The sequence below is a fragment of the Streptomyces sp. NPDC046308 genome (assembly GCF_055588065.1).
Genome location: NZ_JBVJFB010000012.1, coordinates 1 through 21,472 on the forward strand (window position 1 = coordinate 1; position 21,472 = coordinate 21,472).

At 72.9% G+C, this 21,472-nt stretch carries 16 protein-coding genes; 9 read left to right on the forward strand and 7 right to left on the reverse strand.

Features of this window, described 5'->3' with window-relative positions; translation table 11 throughout:
• Positions 1–209: 209 nt before the first annotated feature.
• Entirely contained in the window at positions 210–1,157 is a 948-nt protein-coding gene (locus ACZ6JT_RS33875) for an NAD-dependent epimerase/dehydratase family protein (RefSeq protein ID WP_469215832.1), read from the reverse strand.
• On the reverse strand, positions 1,154–1,825 hold the full coding sequence (locus tag ACZ6JT_RS33880; RefSeq protein ID WP_469215834.1) for a ScbR family autoregulator-binding transcription factor: 672 nt from the start codon (positions 1,823–1,825) through the stop codon (positions 1,154–1,156). Before ACZ6JT_RS33880 ends, ACZ6JT_RS33875 begins: the two co-directional genes overlap by 4 nt.
• A 102-nt stretch (positions 1,826–1,927) precedes the next feature.
• Here ACZ6JT_RS33880 and ACZ6JT_RS33885 point away from each other — a divergent pair, with 102 nt between their 5' ends.
• The 3 genes from ACZ6JT_RS33885 (at position 1,928) to ACZ6JT_RS33895 (ending at position 6,130) form a co-directional block, all read left to right on the forward strand.
• The gene (locus ACZ6JT_RS33885) at positions 1,928–2,899 is read left to right on the forward strand and encodes a ScbA/BarX family gamma-butyrolactone biosynthesis protein (protein WP_469215836.1); all 972 of its coding nucleotides are present in this window, start codon (positions 1,928–1,930) and stop codon (positions 2,897–2,899) included.
• Between the two features lie 302 nt (positions 2,900–3,201).
• Complete coding sequence (locus tag ACZ6JT_RS33890; protein ID WP_469215838.1) at positions 3,202–4,884, forward strand: AMP-binding protein; 1,683 nt, start codon at positions 3,202–3,204, stop codon at positions 4,882–4,884.
• 49 nt (positions 4,885–4,933) lie between these two features.
• The gene (locus tag ACZ6JT_RS33895; protein WP_469215840.1) at positions 4,934–6,130 is read left to right on the forward strand and encodes a serine hydrolase domain-containing protein; all 1,197 of its coding nucleotides are present in this window, start codon (positions 4,934–4,936) and stop codon (positions 6,128–6,130) included.
• A 6-nt stretch (positions 6,131–6,136) separates the two neighbouring features.
• Here ACZ6JT_RS33895 and ACZ6JT_RS33900 read toward each other — a convergent pair whose 3' ends face one another.
• Positions 6,137–6,394, reverse strand: coding sequence for a hypothetical protein (locus tag ACZ6JT_RS33900; protein WP_469215842.1), 258 nt, complete (start codon positions 6,392–6,394; stop codon positions 6,137–6,139).
• Positions 6,395–6,573: 179 nt separating this feature from the next.
• Here ACZ6JT_RS33900 and ACZ6JT_RS33905 point away from each other — a divergent pair, with 179 nt between their 5' ends.
• Positions 6,574–6,786: a hypothetical protein gene (locus ACZ6JT_RS33905; protein ID WP_469215844.1), complete on the forward strand. Its 213-nt coding sequence runs from the start codon at positions 6,574–6,576 to the stop codon at positions 6,784–6,786.
• A 431-nt stretch (positions 6,787–7,217) separates the two neighbouring features.
• Here ACZ6JT_RS33905 and ACZ6JT_RS33910 read toward each other — a convergent pair whose 3' ends face one another.
• Positions 7,218–11,939, reverse strand: a complete 4,722-nt coding sequence (locus ACZ6JT_RS33910) for a hypothetical protein (RefSeq protein ID WP_469215846.1) — start codon at positions 11,937–11,939, stop codon at positions 7,218–7,220.
• A gap of 271 nt (positions 11,940–12,210) precedes the next feature.
• On the opposite strand from ACZ6JT_RS33910, the gene ACZ6JT_RS33915 reads away from it, so the two are divergent.
• Both ACZ6JT_RS33915 and ACZ6JT_RS33920 read left to right on the forward strand, forming a co-directional pair.
• Positions 12,211–14,277 carry a galactose-binding domain-containing protein gene (locus ACZ6JT_RS33915; RefSeq protein WP_469215848.1) on the forward strand — a complete coding sequence of 689 codons (2,067 nt, stop codon included), beginning with the start codon at positions 12,211–12,213 and terminating at the stop codon, positions 14,275–14,277.
• A 164-nt stretch (positions 14,278–14,441) separates the two neighbouring features.
• Positions 14,442–15,062 (forward strand): TetR/AcrR family transcriptional regulator, encoded by a 621-nt coding sequence (locus ACZ6JT_RS33920; protein WP_469215850.1) that lies wholly within the window; start codon positions 14,442–14,444, stop codon positions 15,060–15,062.
• On the opposite strand, the gene ACZ6JT_RS33925 is transcribed toward ACZ6JT_RS33920, so the two are convergent.
• Positions 15,056–16,765, reverse strand: a complete 1,710-nt coding sequence (locus ACZ6JT_RS33925) for an FAD-dependent oxidoreductase (protein ID WP_469215852.1) — start codon at positions 16,763–16,765, stop codon at positions 15,056–15,058. The two genes, ACZ6JT_RS33920 and ACZ6JT_RS33925, sit on opposite strands and share 7 nt — an antisense overlap.
• 102 nt (positions 16,766–16,867) lie before the next feature.
• Between ACZ6JT_RS33925 and ACZ6JT_RS33930 the strand changes: the two genes are divergently transcribed.
• Both ACZ6JT_RS33930 and ACZ6JT_RS33935 read left to right on the forward strand, forming a co-directional pair.
• The gene (locus ACZ6JT_RS33930) at positions 16,868–18,058 is read left to right on the forward strand and encodes a SchA/CurD-like domain-containing protein (RefSeq protein WP_469215854.1); all 1,191 of its coding nucleotides are present in this window, start codon (positions 16,868–16,870) and stop codon (positions 18,056–18,058) included.
• 13 nt (positions 18,059–18,071) lie between these two features.
• Positions 18,072–18,329: an acyl carrier protein gene (locus ACZ6JT_RS33935; RefSeq protein WP_469215856.1), complete on the forward strand. Its 258-nt coding sequence runs from the start codon at positions 18,072–18,074 to the stop codon at positions 18,327–18,329.
• Positions 18,330–18,444: 115 nt separating this feature from the next.
• Here ACZ6JT_RS33935 and ACZ6JT_RS33940 read toward each other — a convergent pair whose 3' ends face one another.
• Positions 18,445–19,521, reverse strand: a complete 1,077-nt coding sequence (locus tag ACZ6JT_RS33940) for a methyltransferase (RefSeq protein WP_469215858.1) — start codon at positions 19,519–19,521, stop codon at positions 18,445–18,447.
• 34 nt (positions 19,522–19,555) lie between these two features.
• Positions 19,556–20,704 carry a right-handed parallel beta-helix repeat-containing protein gene (locus ACZ6JT_RS33945; RefSeq protein ID WP_469216096.1) on the reverse strand — a complete coding sequence of 383 codons (1,149 nt, stop codon included), beginning with the start codon at positions 20,702–20,704 and terminating at the stop codon, positions 19,556–19,558.
• Positions 20,705–21,073: 369 nt separating this feature from the next.
• Here ACZ6JT_RS33945 and ACZ6JT_RS33950 point away from each other — a divergent pair, with 369 nt between their 5' ends.
• Complete coding sequence (locus ACZ6JT_RS33950) at positions 21,074–21,436, forward strand: hypothetical protein (protein ID WP_469215860.1); 363 nt, start codon at positions 21,074–21,076, stop codon at positions 21,434–21,436.
• Positions 21,437–21,472: the final 36 nt, after the last annotated feature.

Below are 21,472 nucleotides of genomic sequence, written 5' to 3' on the forward strand. Positions count from 1 at the left end.
TCCACGAACGCACCACCGAACAGCTCCGCCAACGACTCGTCCCACTCGTCCGGCACGACACCACGCACGTCATACGCCTTGACGATGTTCGAAAGGTCGGGCATTTCCACTCCTTCAGGGGGTGACCGGCTGTGTCCCGGACGCTACCCGCCGCGCCGCCCGGCCCAGCCCGTCCGCACCCCAACCCGCTGAGGCTTTGGCAGATCGCCTCACCCCGGGGCGCTCCCGCCCCTCTCCCGGTACCACTGGGCCGCCGCGCCGAGCCGGCTCAGCGGGCCGGGACCCGGCGCGGTCCCGGCGAGCCGCCAGACCTCGTCGGCGCGGTACCAGTGGTCCCCGGCCAGCAGCGTGAACTGCCGCTCGCTCACCCAGCCCGGGGTCGCGGCCAGCGTCTCCAGGCACCTGCGCCACGGCCGGTCCCCGACGGGAGCCGCCGGCAGCACCCGGTGGGCGGCGAGGGCGGCCATGAGGTCGCGGTTGCGCACCGGCACCGGGTGGTGGGCGTGCAGGATGCCCGCGGGCGCGGCGCCCTCCCCGAGCGCGAACGCCGCGATGAGCCGTGCCAGGTCGTCGACGTCGACGAAGGAGGCCAGTCCCGCGCCGCCTTCCCAAGCCGCCGGTACCCGCCGGAAGGCGTCGGCGAGGGCCGGTACGACCCAGCGGTCGCCGCGGCCCAGCACCAGCCCCGCGCGCAGGACCAGCCCCCCGGCGTCGAGCACCGGCTCCTCCCCCGCCAGCCGGCTGTTGCTGGCCGCCGACACCGGGGCGGGCGTCAGCTCGCCGACGTCCTGTCCGGTGTGCGGGCCCGGCCCGTAGACGGCGCAGGTCGACAGCTGGACGATGCGCCGCACGCCCGCCCGGCGCGCCTCGGCCATCAGGGCGGCGGTGCCGGTGGAGTTGACCGCCGTACAGCGGTCGACGTCCGGTCCGATGAAGGAGGCCAGGGAGAGCAGGACGTCCGCGCCGTCGCACACCCCGCGCAGGGATTGCGCGTCGGCCAGATCCGCGCCCACCCAGCGCCCTCCGTACGCGATGGGGGGACGCGTACGGGACACCGCGCGCACCACGGCCTGCGGGTCCTGCTCGGCCAGCCGGCGCAGCACCGCCGACCCCACGAATCCCGTCGCCCCGGTGACGACGATGTGACGGGGGCTCACCCGCGCTGCTCCGGTCCGGGTTCCGGTTCCTTCGGCCGCTGCGTCGGCGGCAGCGTCAGGCGGATGGTGCGGCGGGTCTCCTCGGTGGCGACCGCGGGGAGGAGGTAGCGCCACAGCGAGGCGATCCGCTGCGGCAGGTCGGCGCGTCCGGTGGACGCCTGGGAGAAGAGCTGCGCGCCGGTGAAGGAGCTGACCAGCACCCAGGCCAGTTCGTGGTCGTCGACGTCCGGCTGGAGTTCGCCCTTGGCGCGGGCGAAGCGCAGCTGCTGGCGGAACTCCAGCACCCAGGCCTGGTAGGCGACGTCGTCGCGGAGGCCGAACTCGCCCTGTTCGACGGCCAGTCGGACGCCGGCCCGGAGCACCGGATTGTGCTGCAGCTCCTCCGAGAGGTAGAGCGTGATGTCCACCAGGTGCTGGAGCCCGTCCTCGCCTTCGGGGAAGACCAGGCCCTCGCCCTGGCCGACCATCACGGCGTAGGCGAGCTCCTCCTTGGAGCTGAAGTGGAAGTACATCCCGCCCTGGGTGACGTCCGCCCGCTTCATGATCTTGCTGATGCTGGCCCCGCTGAAGCCGAACTCGTCGAAGACCTCCGCGGCGGCACGCAGGATGGCCGCTTTGGTCTGAACTGCCCTGAGTTGAGGGGCGCGTTGCTGCTTCCGCTCTGACATGGACACCTAATCTCTCTCGACAAAAAAAACGAACATCCTTTATTTTAGGACCCAGCGCCACACAAGCACCAGCTCATGTCCGATGTCCAGGGGGGCTCAACCATGACTGTGTCAGCTGATCACTCCGTCTCGTCCGTCGCCGCACTCAGCAGCGCCTTACCGCGGGAGTACGTCCACAAGAGCGCACACTCCGAAGTCCTGCTCACCGGTTGGCGCAGCGTCGCGCCCGACGAGTACGTCGTCACCGCCCAGTGGCCCCGGGCCCACAGCTTCTACTCGCCGGACGGGGGCCACCACGACCCCCTCCTCCTCGCCGAGTCGGTCCGCCAGGCCATTCCGCTCCTGAGCCACGTCGCCTACGAGGTCCCCTTCGGCCACCGCCAGATCTGGGACACCTTCAGCTACTCGGCGCATCCGGAGGCCCTCGTCGTCGGGCCGGCGCCGGCCGACATCGAGCTCCGCATCAGCTGCTCCGGCGTCACCCGCCGCGGCCGAAGACTGGCGGGCCTCACCATGCACGTCACCGCGACGCGTGACGGGGAGGTCCTCGGCACCGCCGAGGCCGGCTTCACCAACCAGCCCCAGGCCGTCTACCAGCGCCTTCGCGGTACGAACGCGGACCTCGACCAGGTGGCCGCCCGCATCATCCCGCTGCCGCCGCCGCTGACGCCCCGCCGCGTGGGCCGCGACCGCTTCCACGACGTGGTCCTGTCCCCCACCAGTTCCGCGCACCGCACGCAGCTCCGGGCCGACATCAACCACCCGATCCTCTTCGACCACCCCGTCGACCACGCCCCGGGCATGCTGCTCCTGGAAGCGGTGCGGCAGGCCGCGTACGGTTCCGCCTTCCCCCGCCGGGGGGTCCTGACCGACATCGAGATGCGCTTCTTCCGCTACGCCGAGCTCAACTCGCCCTGCTGGATCGAGACGACCCCCGTCACCGGCGGGACGACCGCGGCGGGCCGCCATCCCGTCCGCGTCGTGGCCCGCCAGAACGGCGAGGACGTCTTCACCGCCACGGCGACGATCACCACCGCGGCGCCCGTCCCCCTCCGCGTCTACGCCGCGCCCTGATCCCCCGGCCGGGAGTGAACGGCCGGATGAACGACGAAGGCGCCTGACCGGGTCTCCGCCCGGCAGGCGCCTTCGCCTTCCCCGCGGAGCGCGGGAGACGGGTGCGGCTCGCTCCGGTCAGAGCTTCCCGACCACGCCGGACTTACAGGGGGTCAGTCACCCCGACCGTACATTTCAGGCCATCTTCGCAGGTCGGCGCACGCGTACCCGCTCCGGCGTGTGCGAGAGTCCCGTCGGCGCGGTTCACGAGGGGTCGCCGGACCGCCGGGTCCCGCTCTCGCCACCCAGTCCAGGAGGTCCATGTGTCTGCCGCATCGAGCTACGCGTCCGGGGTCGGTGAAACTCCGCTGCTGGGAGACACCATCGGCGAGAACCTGGACCGCACCGTGCGGAGGTTCCCCGGGCGCGACGCCCTCGTCGACGTGGCCGCGGGGCGCAGGTGGACGTACGCGGAGCTGGCCGCCGACGTCGACGCGCTCGCGCTCGGACTGCTGGACCTGGGCATCGTCAAGGGCGACCGCGTCGGCATCTGGGCCCCCAACCGGGCGGAGTGGACGCTGGTGCAGTACGCCACCGCCAAGATCGGGGCGGTCCTCGTCACCGTGAACCCCGCGTACCGCTCCCACGAACTGGAGTACGTGCTCCGGCAGTCGGGGGTCCGGCTGCTGGCCGCGGCGGACCGGTTCAAGACCTCCGACTACGCGGCCATGATCGAGGAAGTGCGACCGCGCTGCCCGCTGCTGGAGTTCGTGGCCCTGCTGGGCGGGCCCCTGTGGACCTCGCTGCTGGAGCGGGGCCGCCAGGGCGACCCGGCGGAGCTGGCCCGCGCGCAGGCCGCGCTGAGCCCGGACGACGCGATCAACATCCAGTACACCTCGGGAACCACCGGCTTCCCCAAGGGCGCGACCCTCTCGCACCACAACATCCTCAACAACGGCTTCTTCGTGGGCGAGCTGTGCCACTACACCGAGCAGGACCGGGTCTGTATCCCGGTGCCCTTCTACCACTGCTTCGGCATGGTGATGGGCAACCTCGCGTGCACCAGCCACGGCGCGGCCATGGTGATCCCGGCGCCGTCCTTCGAGCCGGCGGCCACCCTCGCCGCCGTGGAATCGGAGTCGTGCACCTCGCTGTACGGGGTCCCCACCATGTTCATCGCCGAGCTGGCCGATCCCGGATTCGACGCGTACGACCTGTCCAGCCTGCGGACGGGGATCATGGCGGGATCGCCCTGTCCGGTGGAGGTGATGAAGGAGGTCATCGACCGGATGGGCATGTCCGAGGTGTCCATCTGCTACGGGATGACGGAGACCTCGCCCGTCTCCACGCAGACCCGCGCCGACGACTCCGTCGAGCGGCGGGTGTCCACGGTGGGCCGCGTCGGGCCGCACCTCGAAGTGAAGGTGGTCGATCCGCAGTCCGGCCTGACGGTCCCCCGCGGGGAACCGGGTGAGCTGTGCACCCGCGGCTACTCGGTCATGCTCGGCTACTGGGAGGAACCGGAGCGGACCGCCGAGGCCGTGGACGCGGCCCGCTGGATGCACACCGGCGACCTGGCCGTCATGGACGGCGACGGCTACGTGAGCATCACCGGCCGGATCAAGGACATGGTGATCCGCGGCGGGGAGAACCTCTACCCGCGCGAGATCGAGGAGTTCCTCCACACCCATCCGGACGTCCTGGACGTCCAGGTCATCGGCGTGCCCGACGCGAAGTACGGGGAGGAGCTGATGGCGTGGGTGCGGATGCGCGAGGGCGCCGAGCCGCTGACCGCGGCCGCCGTGCGGGCGTACTGCGACGGCCGGCTGGCCCACTTCAAGATCCCGCGCTACGTGCACGTCGTGGAGGAGTTCCCCATGACCGTCACCGGAAAGATCCGCAAGGTGGAGATGCGCGAGGCGGCGCTCCGGTTGCTGGAACTGCCCTCCCAGGACGGCGCGTTGCGGCCCGGCCCGCCGCCCGCCCTGCCCGATGATCTCCGGTAGGCATCACAGACCCCGACCTTCCGACCAGAGGAACACAGTGCGCCTGCCCATGAACCGCCGTCTGGCCCTCAGTACAGCCCTGCTCGCGGTGATGGCCGCGGTGGCTCCGGTGACCACCGCCCACGCCGCCGGGACCACCCCCGACCTCGAGGCCCTGACCCAGGCGCTGGTGAGGACGACCGACGCCGGGGCGCCGGGCGCCCTGGCCCGTTTCAGCGGCCCCGACGGCACCCGCACCCGGGCCGTGGGCGTACGCGACCGGGGCACGGGCGCGCCCATGCAGCCCCAGGTCCGCTTCCGGATCGGCAGCGTCACCAAGACGTTCTCGTCCGTCGTCCTGCTCCAGCTGGTGGGCGAAGGACGGATCGAGCTCGACACCTCCGTCAACCGGTACCTGCCCGGCCTGCTGCCCGACGACCGCATCACGGTGCGTCATCTGCTCACCCACCGCAGCGGACTGGCGGACTACACCGACGCCATGTTCGAGCACACCGTGCCCGGCTTCGAGGCCGTGCGCAACAAGGTCTTCGGCTACCAGGAGCTGGTGGACCTCTCCCTGGCCAAGCCGCGGACCGGCGTGCCCGGGGCGGCGTACGGGTACTCCAACACGAACTTCGTCGTCGTCGGCATGCTCATCGAGAAGGCCACCGGCCACCCGGTGGCCAAGGAGTACGAGCGGCGCATCATCCAGCCGCTGCGGCTGCGCAACACCGCGTACGTGCACCCCGTCACGCGGATCAGCGGGGTGCACGCGCGCGGCTACCTCCACCCGGACGAGGCCGGCGGGCCCCTGGTCGACTCCACCGAGCAGACGGCGTCGTGGGCCCAGTCCGCCGGTGCGATGATCTCCGACCCGGCCGACCTGAACACCTTCACCTCGGCCCTGCTGAGCGGGAAGCTGCTTCCCGCGCGGCTGCTGGACGCCATGACCACCGCGACCCCGACCGACGCCACGAACACCCGGTTCTACGGGCTCGGCCTGCGGCGCTACGACCTCTCCTGCGGCACGTCCGTCTACGGGCACACCGGCACCGTGCAGGGCTTCTACACCTACGCCTTCTCCACCCGCGACGGCCGCCGCAGTCTCGCCGCCATGGCGAACACCTCGAACAAGGGCGAGGCGAACACCGCCCTCGGCGGGACCCTCGAAGCGGCGTTCTGCGGGAAGCGGACCGCGAAGGCGACCAAGCGCGGCTTCGGGTTCGCCCCGGCCGAGGTGGACCTGCCCGAGCACGACGTGCGCTGACGCGCCTCAGCCCTCGCCCGCCGCGTCGTCGCAGGCGGGACAGACCAGGCTCGCCTCCTGCGGGTCGTACCACGCGGAGCCGGGCTGCCCCGGCGGCTGCCGGGAGGCCCTGCGCATGGCGAACGTGTCCCTGCCGCAGAAGGTCCGCGGGCCGGGGACGGCCGTCATGCCGGGGGCGGCCGGCGCCGCGTGCACCCGGCGTACGGAGGGCTCGCCGCCCTCTGCCGGTGCGCCGAGCTCGTACACGACGACGAATTCGCTCATACCCCGACGGTAGGCCGCCGACGGGCGTCCCGCAGGACCCCGACACCGGACGGGTGAGCCGGGTGCGCCCCGGTTCACCTGCGTGTCGGGCCGCCGGCGCCGACCGGGTTCGCCATCCTGGGCCGGGCGCGGTCCCGCGGGGGCCGCGGCCCCTCCCCCACGGCGAGAAGGAGCACGGCATGGCCTCGGACGCGATCGGACGTTTCCTCGCGGCGCTGGACCCCGACCACCGGGAGGCCGTCAGCGGCAGACCGCGCGAGGAGCAGGAGCGTCTCGCGGCCGCGTGGGAGCGGGAACTGGAGTCGGACGACGAGCTCGACACCCTCGACGAGCTCTCTCCCGCCGCGGCGGAGGCGGAGGCGGCCCGCCGCGTCATGTCCCGCGAAGCCTGACCCGCGCCGCCGGAAAGCCGCCCCGCGCCTCAAACGCCGGCGAGGCTGAATCTGCGCGCCGGTGCGGCTCAAAGCCCGGGGCTCCGCCCCGCACCCCGCGCCTCAAACGCCGGCGGGGCTGAATGGGTGCGGCGCAGCTGGACAGTGCGGCTCAAGGATCGGGGCTCCGCCCCGGACCCCGCTCCTCAAACGCCGGAGGGGCTAAATTTGCGCGGCGAGCCGGGTCGGTTGGGGTGGGGGTGGGTGGGTGTCGGGGTGATCCCCGCAGGGCGCCAAACGCACTGCCGCCCAGCTCTCCGACACCCCGACACGTTTGGCGCCCGAGGAGACGCCCCGGCGCGCGCCCGCCCCCACCACAACCGACCCCCGCACCCGCTAGGTCGCGCCGCGACAGGCCCCCGTACCCGGCCCGAGCCGCGCAGCCAACCCGCTCACCCCCCGGACGGGCGTCGGTGCCAGGCCTGCGTGAACATCTCGTGGAGCGGCGCCGTCGGCAGGACCCGGTCGAACGGGGCCTGGATCGTGTTGCGCCACAGCGGCCGCACCAGGTGGCTCGCCAGCTTCGCGGTCTCCAGCGGCAGGTGCGGGGCCTTCAGTTCGGTCCACTCCCCGGGCAGGAACAGGGTCCGGCCCGCCCGCGCCCGCTTGGCCTCCACCACCGCGCCCGTGGCGAGGAGTTCCGTCCGGGCCGACGTGTGCTCCTTGGCCGACCAGCCGTTCCAGCGCCGTACGTCGCGGTCGGTGGGCGCGGCCAGCGTGGCCAACTGGAGGTACAGCGCCGCTGCGTCCGCGCCCACGCCGAGCTCCGCCCCCACCCGCGCGACCAGCTCCGGGCAGGACTGCCGCGGATCGGCCTCGTACGCGCCGGCCGGCAGGGCTCCCGAGCGGGCCCGGAGCATCATCCGCTCCAGCCCGCCGCCGGGCAGCAGCGGCGCCACCCGGTCCAGTGCCTCCGCGAGGCCGGTGATCGCGCGCAGCCGCGTCCACACCTCGGGGCCGGTGGCCGCCGCGGGCCGCAGGAAGGCGGCGCCGCCGGGCGCGCAGACGACGAGCGGCCCGGAGTCGTAGGCGGCCACGGTCACCGGACCCTCCTCCGCGAAGCGGCCCTTCACCACCGGCAGCCGCGCCGGCCCGAACTGCTCGGCGATCGGGATCGTGCTGTCGTGGACCGTCGCCCCGGGCAGTTCCAGCAGCAGCTCGGGGCGCCGCAGCTCGGCCCGCAGCCGCTCGTAGAGGGCCATCGCGCCGGCCACCGCCGGATCGCCGACGGGCCGGTCCGTCCAGGCCCAGACCAGCGCGCTCGCGATCCGCCCGAGGGCGAGGCCGACGGGGGTGCCGTACGGGAGCTCGGCTCCGGCCGGTGGCACGGCCCTGACCTCCACCTTGTTGCCGTAGCGGGTCGCCTCCAGCTGCCAGCCGGCGGCTTCCACGGTCGTGTCCTCCGCGGCCTCGTAGCCGGCCGCCAGTCGCCGGGCCCACACCTCGCAGAGGCCGAGGTCGGCCTCCAGGGCGTCGGCGGCCTCCTCGTGCACGGCGGGCTGCGCCCCGATCAGCTCCCGCCACACGGCGGCCATCCGTTCCACGGCCGCCAGGACCCCGCCCGGCCGCCACAGCTCGGCCGGGTCCTCGGGCAGGGCCGCGGCCAGGACGGCCCGCCGGCCCGCGCCCCCGAGCCGCGCGCGCAGCCGCTCGTACGACTCGGCCGTCATCGGGGTCGCCTTGTACGGGGCCTTGCGCGCCAGGGAGCGGTCCTCGTCGCGGCCGGGCCGGCCGACCAGTCCGGCCACGACGAGCCGGGCCACGGCCCTTCGGGCGCCCGTCAGTTCGGCGAAGCGTTCGGCCGCCGACTCCGGCAGCGGGACGGGCCCGTGCGCGTCGACCGTCTCGACCAGGGCCCTGAGCCGGGCGGCGTCGTCCCGCTCCACCCGGACGAGGCGTGCGTCGGCGATCGTCGCCGGTACCGGATCGGCGTCGGCGTCCGGCGCCACGGGGGCGACGAACCAGCAGGCGGATCCTCCCGCCCGTACCGCGGCGGACGCCACGGCCGTGCCGCCCGCGCGCAGGCCGTCCAGGACCCCGGCGTCGGCCCGGCCCACCCACCACCGGCCGTCCGCCCGGGCGAACGGCAGGCCGGCCCAGGTGTCCAGGAGCGCGAGCAGCGCGGCCCGGTCCGTGTCGGGGGTCGGTGCCACCGCCGCCCGCCAGGCCGCGGCGTCGATCGCGCCCAGCAGCTGCGACCAGTCGTGCGGGGGCGCCGGCGGCGAGAGCCGGCGGACCTCCTCGACGATCGTCCCGGCCAGACAGGCACCGTCGGAGGCCAGCGCGGTGAGCGTCGCCGGCAGGGCCGCGTCCCGGGTCGGCCGCTCCCCCTTGGAGACCAGCCCGTACAGCGCGGGCATCAGTTCGGTGTCCGGTGCGGACCGGCTCGGCGGGGCCGGCGCGGCCTCGGTGAGCAGGGTGACGCGCCGGTGCAGGGCGCGCCGGCGCTCCTCCACCCGGGCGGCCCGCCCGGCCACCGCCACGACGGCTTCGACCAGGACAGGGTCGGTGACCGGCAGCTCCCGGGCCACGGCAGCGCGCAGGGCCGCCGGGCCGTCGAGGGCGGCCGTCAGCAGGGTGTCGGCGGTCTGCCGTCGCACGCCGCGCAGTGCCCGGGATCCGGCCGTGTCCCGGGTCCGCAGCAGGTACCAGAAGGCGGGCGGCAGGGCCACGCCGCCCGAAGCGGTGGCCCGCCGGGCCGGCCTGACCCGCGGGTGCCGGGGTGAGTGGTGTCCGTCCAGTTCCCACAGCAGCACGCCGTCGGCGGTGTACGCGCGCACGCCGGTCCGGGTCTCCGCCTCGGCGAGGACCACGTCCTCGACGGCGCCCTCCGGCGGGGCCCACAGGGCCCAGGGCTCCTGCCCCGGACGGTCGATGTCGAACCGGGCGGTGCGCCCGTCCACGCTCTCCAGCAGGTAGTGGTCGGGCGCGTGGTCGCGGTGCCGGGTGCGGAACAGCACCCGGGTCCCGACGAGCCCGTCCCGGCTGCCGAGCGGGGAGCCGTCCAGGCCCGCGGGCAGCGGCGCGAGCTGCAGCGCCTCCACGGCAAGGCTCATGCCCACCTCGGACGGTTCCGCGCCCGGATCGGCGCTCGCGGGCCGGCCGGGGAAGTCCGGCAGCGGCGTCGCGCCCCGCCGCTCCCCGGTGACCGGGTCGACCACCTCCCACGGCCGCCGCCCGAAGACGGAGTTGGTCCAGATCCGGGTGCCGTCGCCGAGCAGCAGCTCGTCCCCGTCGATGCCACCGGTGCCGCCGGGGCGCAGCACGCGCCTGCCGCCGTGCCGTCCGCCCCCGTCGGCGGTCTCGAACTGGAAGCCGTAGGCCCCGTCCAGGCTGCCGCCGAACGGCACGAGGCCGCTCAGCTCGTCGGGGGTGAAGGGCTCCTCGGGGCGGTCGGCCCAGACGGCGGTGTCGCAGAACCAGGGGCTCGCCTTGAGGGTCCAGCTCACGAGGAAGGAACCGCCCACGTAGTGGACGGCGTACATGGTCGCCCCGTCCGGGACCGTGAACCGGCAGGAGCCGCGCTCCCCGTCCGGGGCCACGGCGACCGCCCGGTCCCGACCGAACACCGTCAGCACCGGCCAGGTGCAGGTCACCCCGGCCACCCCCGGCAGCGCCTCGTCCGCGGCCCCGGGCCCGGCGTCGGCCGCGAACCGCGCGTACACCGCTTCCAGGGCCGGCCAGGCCAGTTCCTCCGGCAGGCCGGCCGCCAGCGAGCGCCGCAGCGCGCCGGCCGCGCCCGCTCCGGCGAGGGCGTCGGCGATCCCGCCGAGCGCGGTCACCGTGGGCCGGTCCAGCAGGGCCTCCAGTTCGGCGACGGCTTCCTCGGCTCCCGCCATGCCGCCGCCCGCGACCGTGTCGACGAGCTTGCCGACCCGCCCGGCGACCTCGTGGGCGATGCCGTCGTTGCCGGGCAGCAGCGTCACCGCGGACCCGGGCCGGCGCTGCGGCGACCAGCGGGGGGTCAGGTCCTGGTGGACGCGCCCCTCCAGGCGGGGGCCGAAGACCGGGTCGGCCGCCAGTGCGACGAGGTCCCGGCGGGACCGCTCGCCCCAGAAGCGCATCCGCGTCTCGGGACCGGGGTCGACGACCGCGACCCCGGCCGCGAGGCAGGCGTCCAGTACGTCCGCGTCGAAGCCCTGGTAGTGGTGCCGGGTGGTGTGGAGCGTCACCGGGGCACCCGCAGCCCGCAGCCGCGGCCCCAGCCGGCCCACCAGGTCGAGGAACTCCGCCGGGAGCGGCTGCCGTGCGACGCCGCCGCCGGACTGCGCCGCGTACTGGTACATGCGGACGAAGTTCCCGACCCAGTGGTGCAGTCCGCCCTGCGGCACCACCCGTCCGCTCTCCATCGCCTCCGCCGCGCCGCAGCCGATCAGCATCCGAAGCCACGCCCCGCCGTCGGTGACCCCGTCCGGGAAGACCTCCACCAGCCCGGCGGCGACCGTGTCGGCGGGCGGACGGGCCGTCAGGACCTGTTCCGCGGCGGTCAGCAGCGCGTCCGGCACCGACTTGTTCCGGGTGACGCACAGGATGGCGCCGACCAGGCGCGCGACCTCCTCGTCCCCGTGCCCGGCCGCCTTCGCGGAGGCCCGTACGCGGCGTACGAGATCCGCCGGCAGGTCCGCGCGCGAGCCCGCCCAGGCGGACAGGAACGCGTCCAGGGCGGTGTGCGCGGCGGCCGGGTCCAACGTCTCGGCGAGGAAGCGCTGGTGGGCCCCGAGCTCCTTGGCCGGCATGGCCCCGCCCCTGGCGAACAGCAGGGCGTTGGCCCGCCGGTAGGCCGGGTCCACCGGCAGGCCGTGCCGGTCCTCGGCCGCCCGCGCCGCCGCGTAGGCCCGCCCGCCGGGGCGGCTCCCGTAGCCGATCAGCCGGTGGCCGACGGTGTCCCAGAACCACGGCAGGTGGGCCGGCGGCAGCCGTCGTGCGCGCGCCGTCATCGTGTCGAGGAAGCGGCCGGGCTTGCCGTGGGACCGGCCCAGTTCGGAGCGCATGTCCTCCATCAGCGCGTGTGCGGTCCCGGCCGCGTCCGGGTCGTGGGCGGCGACCCAGTCGGCGTAGGTGGTGGAGGTGTGCGTACCGGCGGTGGGCAGCAGGGCGGCGAGCGAGGCGATCATGCCTGGGATCGTCGCACGTCCCACCGACACCGCCGGCACCCGAGGACACCGGGGGCACCACGGCCGGAGGGAGCCGATCCGGCCGGACTGACGAGTCATCAGGTCATCTGTCCCGGACTCTTGACTCTGCTGCCGCCAGTGGCGATTCTCGTCCCACTGTTTGTGCGGTCCATGACAATCAAGCCACAGCCGTGCCGTGCGGTCGTGGCCGTCGTGCCCCGGACGGATCCGGCTCCTCGACCGCGCCCTCCACTGACCGAAGACGTGAGTGATGACCATTTCCCGACACACGCACCACAGGCGTAGGCCCCTGGCGGTCCTGTCATTGCTCCTCGCCGTGGTGGCCATGGTGCTCGGCCCCGTGCCCAGTTCCTCCGCCGCCGACCCCGGCTGGTGGAACCCGGTCGCCCGGCCCGCGCCCGACTCCGAGATCGACGTCACCGGCGAGCCCTTCAAGGGGACCGACGCCCAGGGGCGCGTGCGCGGCTTCGTCGACGCGCACGACCACCTGATGTCCAACGAGGGTTTCGGCGGCCGTCTCATCTGCGGCAAGCCGTTCTCCGAGCAGGGGGTGGCCGACGCGCTCAAGGACTGCCCCGAGCACTACCCCGACGGCACGCTCGCCGTCTTCGACTTCATCACCAAGGGCGGCGACGGCAAGCACGACCCGAACGGCTGGCCGACCTTCAAGGACTGGCCCGCCCACGACTCGCTGACCCACCAGCAGAACTACTACGCGTGGGTCGAACGAGCCTGGCGCGGCGGTCAGCGCGTGCTCGTCAACGACCTCGTCACCAACGGCGTGATCTGCTCCGTCTACTTCTTCAAGGACCGCGGCTGCGACGAGATGACCGCGATCCGCCTGGAGGCGCAGAAGACGTACGACATGCAGGCGTACGTCGACAAGATGTACGGCGGTCCGGGCAAGGGATGGTTCCGGATCGTCACCGACTCCGCGCAGGCCCGCGACGTCGTCAAGCAGGGCAAGCTGGCCGTCGTCCTCGGGGTGGAGACCTCCGAGCCGTTCGGCTGCAAGCAGATCCTGGACATCGCCCAGTGCGGCAAGGAGGACATCGACCGCGGCCTGGACGAGCTGTACAGGCTGGGCGTGCGCAGCATGTTCCTGTGCCACAAGTTCGACAACGCGCTGTGCGGGGTCCGCTTCGACCAGGGCGCGCTCGGCACCGCGATCAACGTGGGCCAGTTCCTCTCCACGGGAACCTTCTGGCAGACGGAGAAGTGCAGGGGACCGCAGCACGACAACCCCATCGGCCTCGCGGCGGCGCCCGAAGCGCAGAAGCAGCTCCCGGCGGGCGTCGCGGTCCCCTCGTACGCGGCGGACGCGCAGTGCAACACCCGCGGGCTCACCGAGCTCGGCGAGTACGCGGTGCGCGGCATGATGAAACGCAAGATGATGCTGGAGATCGACCACATGGGGGTCAAGGCCGCGGGCCGGGCCTTCGACATCCTCGAATCCGAGTCGTACCCCGGCGTGATCTCCTCGCACAGCTGGATGGACCTCGACTGGACGGAGCGCGTGTACCGGCTCGGCGGCTTCGTCGCCCAGTACATGAACGGTTCCGAGGCCTTCAGCGCGGAGGCCAAGCGCACGGACGCGCTGCGCGAGAAGTACAAGGTCGGCTACGGCTACGGCACCGACATGAACGGCGTCGGTGGCTGGCCCGGCCCCCGCGGCGCGGACACCCCGAACCCGGTCCGCTACCCGTTCCGCAGCACCGACGGCGGCTCGGTGATCGACAAGCAGACCACCGGCGTGCGCACCTGGGACCTGAACACCGACGGCGCCGCGCACTACGGCCTGGTCCCGGACTGGATCGAGGACATCCGGCTCACCGGCGGCCAGGACGTGGTGGACGACCTGTTCCGGGGCGCCGAGTCGTACCTGACCACCTGGGGTTCGTCCGAGAAGCACAAGGCGGGGGTGAACCTCGCCGCCGGCGCCGCCGCCTCGGCCAGCTCGTCCGAGTGGAACCCGTTCGTCAGTTACGCGCCCTCCCGGGCCGTGGACGGCAACACGAGCACCCGCTGGGCGAGCGACTGGAGCGACGACCAGTGGCTCCAGATCGACCTCGGGACACCGGGCCTGGTCAAGCGCGTCACCCTCGAATGGGAACGGGCCCACGCGAAGTCGTACCGCATCGAGCTCTCGGGTGACGGCACGAACTGGCAGTCCGCGTGGTCCACGACCACCGGTGACGGCGGGCTGGACACGGCGCAGTTCGCCGCCGCCCCGGCCCGGTACGTACGGGTCCACGGGCTGCAGCGCGGCACCCAGTGGGGGTACTCGCTCCACGAGGTCGGCGTCTACAGCAGCTGACGCGTGACGCCGCCCGGGCGGCGTCCGGGCACCGGGGCCGGCCGGATCCTCACCGATCCGGCCGGCCCCGGCCGTCTTCCCCGGACACGGCACGACACAGCACGACACGGCACGGCACGACACAGCACGGCACAGCACCGCAGCACGAACCGAAGGGACCGCCCATGGCACGGATGCCGTCGGCCGACCGGCGCCGGCAGCTGACCGAGGCCGCCATCCGAGCGATGACCCGCGACGGGGTCGCCCGGACGACGACCCGGTCGATCTCCGCCGAGGCGGGCGTGTCGCTGAGCGTCTTCCACTACTGCTTCGACTCCAAGCAGGCCCTGCTCGAATCCGTCATGACGGCGATCACCGAGCACAGCGTCACCGTGGTGAGGGAGGCGATCCAGCCGAAGGCCACCCTCCGGGAGACCGTCCGGGCCGGCTTCCAGGCGTACTGGGACCACGTGTCCGCCCACCCGGGCGAGCACATGCTCACCTACGAGCTCACGCAGTACGCCCTGCGCAGGCCCGGCTTCGAGCACCTGGCGCGACGCCAGTACGAGCTGTACGCCGACACCTACACCGAGCTCATCGAGCAGCTCCGCCACCACATGGGCTTCGAGCTCCGCGTCCCCGTCACCGTGCTGGCCCGCTATCTGGCCGCCATGACGGACGGACTGACGCTCAACCACCTCGTGCTCGGCGACGCGACGATCTCCACGGCCATCCTCGACACGGTCACCGACCACGTCGCGGGCCTCGTCGGGGACGACCGCGCCGGCGGGCGCGGCCGTCAGTAGCGGTCCAGCAGGGTGGTCAGGACCTTGTAGAGGACCGATTCCTCGTCCGCCACCGCCTCCTCCGAGCGCCAGGCCACGAAGCCGTCCGGGCGGACGAGGACCGCCCCGGCCTCGGTCGTGCCGTGCGCCTCGGCCCAGTCGCCGCCGTTCGCGGGGATCAGGTCGGCCTCCGGTCCGGTGCCGATGGCGTAGGCGTCCAGGCGCACGTTCATCCGTTTGGCGACGGAGCCGGCCGCTCCGCTCCAGGGCGTGCCCTCGGAGCTGAGCAGGACGAAGGACCGCTCGTAGAGGTCCACGGTGGACTTCGGCCGCTCCTCTCCGGGGACGTGCAGCCACATGTGCGGCGCGCGGGTGCCCGGTTCGCCGCGCAGGCTCATCCGTTCGGGCACGACCGGCTGGTCGGGGTCGGTGCCCAGGACCGCGCCCTGGTTGTAGCGGTAGCCCATGGCCACGGCCAGGACACCGCCCTGCGGTCCGCCCGCGCCCCCGCCCGGGGTGGGCTCGGGCTGGGCCTCGGGGTGGGGTTCGTAGCCCGGGTGGCTGTGCTCGGCGGACCGGGCGGAGGCGCGTTCGCTCGTCGCCCGGGCGACCGGGAGCCGCTCGGCCTCGTACGTCTCCAGCAGCCCGGGGCCGGCCGCGCCGTCCAGCACCGCGGCGAGCTTCCAGGCCAGGTTGTGCGCGTCCTGGATACCGGTGTTCGAGCCGAACGCCCCGGTGGGGGACATCTCGTGGGCGGAGTCGCCCGCCAGGAAGACCCGTCCGGCCACGTACCGCTGGGCGACCCGCTCGGCCGCGTGCCACGGGGCCTTCCCGGTGATCTCGACGTCCAGGCCGGGTGCGCCGACGGCCCGGCGGATGTGCTCGACGCAGCGCTCGTCGGTGAAGTCCTCCAGGGTCTCGCCGCGGTCGGGGTGCCACGGCGCGTGGAAGACCCACCGCTCGCTGTTGTCCACCGGAAGCAGGGCCCCGTCGGCGTCGGGCTTGGTCAGGTAGCACACGATGAAACGCCGGTCGCCGACCACGTCCGCGAGCATGCGGGACCGGAAGGTGATGCTCACGTTGTGGAAGAGGTCCCCGGAACCGGTCTGGCCGATCCGGAGCGCCTCCCGCACCGGGCTGCGGGGCCCGTCGGCGGCGACGAGGTAGTCCGCGCGGACCGTGCTGTGCTCACCGCTCTCGCGGTCCTTCACGAGGGCGGTCACCCCGCCCGGATCCTGTTCGAAGGAGAGGAGTTCGGTGGAGAACCGCAGGTCGGCCCCGAGCCCGGGGGCCACGGACATCAGGACCGGCTCGATGTCGTTCTGGCTGCACAGACACCACGCCGACGGGCTGAAGCGGGCGAGCGCACCCCCCGGGTCGATCTGCTCGAACAGCCACTCCTGGTCGTCACCGGTGAGGGAGCCGCCCTGCAGGATGCCGTGGTTGTCCGCCAGGACCGAGGCGGCCTCGCGGATCCGGTCCTCGACACGGGCGACGCGGAACAACTCCATGGTCCGTACGTTGATACCGCGTCCTCGCGGGTGCATCGAGGTACCCGCGTGCTTCTCGACCAGCATGTGGCTGATGCCGTGCCGGCCGAGGAACAGCGAGGTGCACAGGCCCACCAGCGAGCCGCCCACGATGAGGACAGGGACGCGGTGGTCGACGTTTTCCTTCATGGCTCTTCCATGCCCTGTACGAGGGGGCTTCCCTCGCTCGTTCACCCGCTTGGTTCTCTCCTCTCGCGCCGAGCGGATTACGGGACAACGATCGGTTCGGGTGGCGCCGCCCCGTGGCGACCGTGTGGTCTCGAAGGAGTGTGAACGATGACAACCTTGTCGGAACGGATATCCCAGTCCGCCTTCGACGGCTCGAGGCTTCGGGTCGTGCTGCTGCTGGATCTGTACGACGGTGCGCAGAACCAGTTCCTGGAGGTCTACGAGCATCTGCGCAAGCAGGTGTCCTCCGTCCCCGGACACGTCAGCGACGAGTTGTGCCAGTCGATCGAGAACCCCTCGCAGTGGCTCATCACCAGTGAGTGGGAGAGCGCGCCGCGGTTCCTGGACTGGGTCAACAGCGAGGAGCACGTCGCGTCGGTGCAGCCGCTCCACGGCTGCGTACGGGACACGCGCTCGCTGCGGTTCAGCGTGCTGCGGGTGACCGGCAAGGACTCCGGGCCCGAGGCCCCCTTCTCCCCCTCCTCACCCGGCGACGACCCCGGCTTCGGCCCCGACGCCGCCACCGCGCACTTCGGGGACCGGCCCGGGGACCGCCTCCAGGTCGCTCCGCGGCGCGGGGACGGCGTGGTCCGCCACGCGCTCACCTTCACCGTGAAGCCGGGCAGCGAGGCCGTCGTGGCGGAGCTGCTCGCCGGGTACACCTCCCCGCAGGCCCGGGTCGACGAGAACACCCGGCTGCGGCGCACCTCGCTCTTCATGCACGGCAACCGGGTCGTACGGGCGGTCGAGGTGGAGGGCGACCTCCTGGCGGCGCTGCGCCACGTGGCCCTGCAGCCCGAGGTCAGGGCTCTGGAGGAGGCCATCAACCCGTACCTGGAACAGGACCGGGACCTGAGCGACCCGGGATCCGCGCGGCTGTTCTTCACCCGTGCGGCGCTCCCCGCGGTGCACCACGTGGCGGGCGCCGGCCGCGAGCACGCGGACGTCCGGCGGCACGCGCTGATCTATCCCGCCAAGAACGGGTGCGGCATGGAACTCGCCCGGCTGCTCGCCGGCCAGGACGAGAGGGCCGTGGACGACCCGGCCAACCCCATCGAGGCCAGCACCCTGTTCCAGCGCGACGACATCGTCGTCCGGCTCCTCGACATGCGCGGCCCGCTCGACGCCCGGCCCGCCCTGACGCTCGGCGTCGAGGGTGGCCACAAGGCGGCGGTGCTGGCCCGGCTGCTCGACAGCGCCAAGGACGGCGTCCCCACGACGGACGAGGAGATCTCACGCTTCCTCGCGCGCTCTGAAATGCGCCTGATCACCGACCGGCGCACGCCGGACCAAGCCTGAGGAGATGGCCGTCATGACCTCTCGAGTGACCATGGAAGAACTGGCCGCCCTGATGAAGAAGGGGGCCGGGGTGAACGTCGACCCCGCGGCCATGGCGAGCCGCCCCGACGCGGGCTTCGACGAGTGGGGGCTCGACTCCCTGGGGCTCCTCGGCATCGTCGGCGAACTGGAGAACCGGCACTGCCGGCCCCTGCCCGCCGACGCGGACCGGTGCAAGTCGCCGCGCGAGTTCCTGGACCTCGTCAACAACGCCCTGGCGGCGAAGACCTGACGCGTTCACGGACGGGCACCGCCCGTCCGCCGTGCCGACGCCCCCGAGACCGGCTCGTCCCGCCGGTCTCGAGGCGTTGTGGCGCCCGGAGGGGGCCGTACGGCGCGGGCTCGGCTCAGCCGGGCACGGTGCACTCGAAGGCGTGCAGGTACGGGTTGACCGGACGGATCTCGCCGATCACCAGACCCGCGTCCCGCATCCGGGTGCACAGGCTGTCCTTGGTGTGCTTCGCACCGCCGACGTTGAGGAGCAGCAGCAGGTCCATCGCCGTGGTGAACTTCATCGACGGGGTGTCGTCGACCAGGTTCTCGATGATGACGACCCTGGCTCCGGGGCGGGCCACGGAGACGACGTTGTGCAGGGTCCTGCGGGTGCTCTCGTCGTCCCATTCGAGGATGTTCTTGATGATGTACATGTCGGCCTCTACCGGGATGGCCGCGCGGCAGTCCCCGGGGACGATGCGGGCGCGCTCGGCGAGCGGGCCGCCGTCCCGCAGGCGGGGATCCGCCTTCGCCACGACACCCGGCAGGTCGAGCAGGACGCCGCGCACCGTCGGGTGCTTCTCCAGCAGGCTCGCCAGTACGTGCCCTTGGCCGCCGCCGATGTCCGCGACCACGGAGACCCCGGTGAGGTCGAGGAGCTCCGCGACGTCCAGCGCCGACTGCATGCTGGAGGTGGTCATGGCCCGGTTGAACACGTGGGCCGACTCGTGCGCCTCCTCGTGCAGGTACTGGAAGAACCCCTTGCCGTAGAGGTCCTGGAACACGCTCCCGCCGGAACGCACGGCGTCGTCGAGGCGCGGCCAGGCCTGCCAGGTCCAGGGTTCCGTGCACCAGAGGGAGATGTAGCGCAGGCTCTGCGGGTCGTCCTCGCGCAGCAGCCGGGACATCTCCGTGTGGACGAACTTCCCGTCCTCGGTCTCCTCGAAGATCCCGTAGCAGGTCAGGGCGCGGAGCAGCCGTTCCAGGGGCCGGGGCTCGCAGTTCACCGCCGCGGCGAGCTCGGCGGCGGCGGTGGGCTCCGTGCCGAGGGCGTCGGCCACGCCGAGGCGGGCGGCGGCCCGTACGGCCCCGGCGACGGCAGCCCCGAAGACGAGCTCCCGCAGCCGCATGGCGGGCTGGGGGGTGTGCGGGGGAACGGGGACGGTGGCGGGGGTGGAGGTGGAGGTGGAGGTGGAACCTACCGTGGTCATACGGCCTCGCTTCTTCCGGTGAGGTGGGGCACGGTCAGCACATCCCGGCCGGTACGGAGGTCCCGCAGCGGTTGCCGACGAACCGGTTACCCGTGCCGGTGCCCCGGTTGGCCAGGTCGGCTGGCTGGTTGTCCCGCACCACGTTGTCCTCGATGACGTTGTCGGTGTTCGTCGCGCCCACGAAGCTCTTGAACAGCAGGATTCCGCCCGAGAGGGGGGAGGCGCCGACGTTGCCGCGGATGGAGTTCGAACGGACGACCGTCTCCTCGGCCCCGGTGAGGACGATGCCGACGCCCTGGATGTCGGGGAGGCGGGTGTTGCCCTTGCAGAACTTGTTGTTCTCGTGGATCAGGTTGCCGCGGATGATCATGTCTCCGGCGCCCGGCTCGCCCTCGTCGCCGACGACGAAGATGCCGCCGCAGTTGCCGGTGAGGGTGTTGCCGCTGACGGAGAGGTTCCGCACCCGCCTGACCGTGACGCCGATCCGGTTGCCGGTCAGCGTGTTGCGCCGGACCACCGCGCCCAGGGTGTCGGTGGCGCCGCCCTCGCGTGCGACCGTGTTGGCGATGAAGATCCCCGACTCGGTGTTGTCGCGGGCGATGTTGCCGCGGAACACGCCGCGGGTGGACCGTTCCTGGGCGATGCCCCAGGTGCCGTTCTTCTCGGAGATCACCCGCTCGACGCTCAGTCTGTCGGTGTAGGAGGCCCAGATGCCGTTCCGTTTGAAGCCGGAGACGGTCAGGGCGCGGATCTTCACCTGGTTCACGCTCCGCTCCGGCGTCCCCATGACGCAGATGCCGGTGTCGGCCTGCGAGCAGGTGGTGGCCGCGCGCGCGGGGGCCGCCGGCGCGCCCGGCGCGGCCTGGGCCGCTCCGGCCGGTGCCTCGGGGACGGCGGGTACCGCGGGTACCGCGGGTGCGACCGGTGCCGCCGGTAGGGCGGGCGCCGCGGTTGAGGCCGCCCCGGCCTCGGCGGCCGGTGGCCTGATCACCGTACGGCTGCCGTATCCCCGCAGGGTCAGCCGCTTCGTGATCAGCACGTTCTCGTAGTAGGTGCCGGGCATCACGGTGATGATGTCGCCCGGCCGTGCGGCGTCCACCGCGTCCTGGATCGAGTCGCCCGGGTGCACTCGGCGTCCGGCCGCGGCGGCGGGCGGCGCGGCCACGCCGAGCCCTGCGGCCATGACGACTGCGATGCACGTGAGGGACTTGAGTTGTCGGTTCGTCACGATGCAGAAGTTATGGGCGATTAGGGCAATTCGCCACACTGGGTGAGCGGAAGGACACATGCCGTGCGCAAACGGCGCAATTTGACCTCCTCAGGAGTGGCGTGCGAGGGCCGGGGCGGCGGCGTCGCGCCCCGCGCCATGACGCCTCGTCACCTGGAGTCGGGGAGCACGCCACGAGCCGTTGCCCGCGCTCGCGCGACCGGGCTGGTCGCAGGGGGTTTCCCGGGCCCTCCGGCAAGGGGCAACGGGCAACCCGTCGACCCCGGCACCCGGCGGGGGCAGGCTGAAGTCGTCCGCAGGAGGCAAGAACCACCAGGGGAAATCATGCTCAAGACGTTCCGCGGCCTCGCCGCTCTCGCGACCGCCGCCACCGCCGTCCTCGCGCTCAGCGGCTCCGTCGAGGCCAAGCCGGTCGACGCGTGGGCCGGATGCCCGGAGGGGGCGGTCTGTATCTACCCTCAGAACCAGAACCCCGCCGTCAAGCCGACCCACGTCTTCTACTCGTACGGGGCCCACAACCTGAGCAACCAGTTCGGGAACCACTGGGTGCTCAACAATCAGTACGGCGGTGCGACCGCAAACCTGTGCACCGGCTACAACGGCGCGGGCTGCGGCAACCCCATCGCCGCCAAGACCGGTGTGTACGCCGACCTCACGCCGGTCAACTCGGTCCGGCTCAACCGGTAGCACCCCGGCGGCAAGGGCCTCCGGAGTCGCCGAGCG

Bases quoted from the DNA above. Each gene is read 5' to 3' on its own strand.
- ACZ6JT_RS33900 (WP_469215842.1), bottom strand. From the start codon at position 6,394: ATGAGCGAATTCGTCGTCGTGTACGAGCTCGGCGCACCGGCAGAGGGC.
- ACZ6JT_RS33945 (WP_469216096.1), bottom strand. From the start codon at position 20,704: ATGGCCGCAGGGCTCGGCGTGGCCGCGCCGCCCGCCGCCGCGGCCGGA.
- ACZ6JT_RS33895 (WP_469215840.1), top strand. From the start codon at position 4,934: ATGAACCGCCGTCTGGCCCTCAGTACAGCCCTGCTCGCGGTGATGGCC.
- ACZ6JT_RS33885 (WP_469215836.1), top strand. From the start codon at position 1,928: ATGACTGTGTCAGCTGATCACTCCGTCTCGTCCGTCGCCGCACTCAGC.
- ACZ6JT_RS33905 (WP_469215844.1), top strand. From the start codon at position 6,574: ATGGCCTCGGACGCGATCGGACGTTTCCTCGCGGCGCTGGACCCCGAC.
- ACZ6JT_RS33920 (WP_469215850.1), top strand. From the start codon at position 14,442: ATGGCACGGATGCCGTCGGCCGACCGGCGCCGGCAGCTGACCGAGGCC.
- ACZ6JT_RS33935 (WP_469215856.1), top strand. From the start codon at position 18,072: ATGACCTCTCGAGTGACCATGGAAGAACTGGCCGCCCTGATGAAGAAG.
- ACZ6JT_RS33950 (WP_469215860.1), top strand. From the start codon at position 21,074: ATGCTCAAGACGTTCCGCGGCCTCGCCGCTCTCGCGACCGCCGCCACC.
- ACZ6JT_RS33930 (WP_469215854.1), top strand. From the start codon at position 16,868: ATGACAACCTTGTCGGAACGGATATCCCAGTCCGCCTTCGACGGCTCG.
- ACZ6JT_RS33910 (WP_469215846.1), bottom strand. From the start codon at position 11,939: ATGATCGCCTCGCTCGCCGCCCTGCTGCCCACCGCCGGTACGCACACC.
- ACZ6JT_RS33880 (WP_469215834.1), bottom strand. From the start codon at position 1,825: ATGTCAGAGCGGAAGCAGCAACGCGCCCCTCAACTCAGGGCAGTTCAG.
- ACZ6JT_RS33915 (WP_469215848.1), top strand. From the start codon at position 12,211: ATGACCATTTCCCGACACACGCACCACAGGCGTAGGCCCCTGGCGGTC.
- ACZ6JT_RS33940 (WP_469215858.1), bottom strand. From the start codon at position 19,521: ATGACCACGGTAGGTTCCACCTCCACCTCCACCTCCACCCCCGCCACC.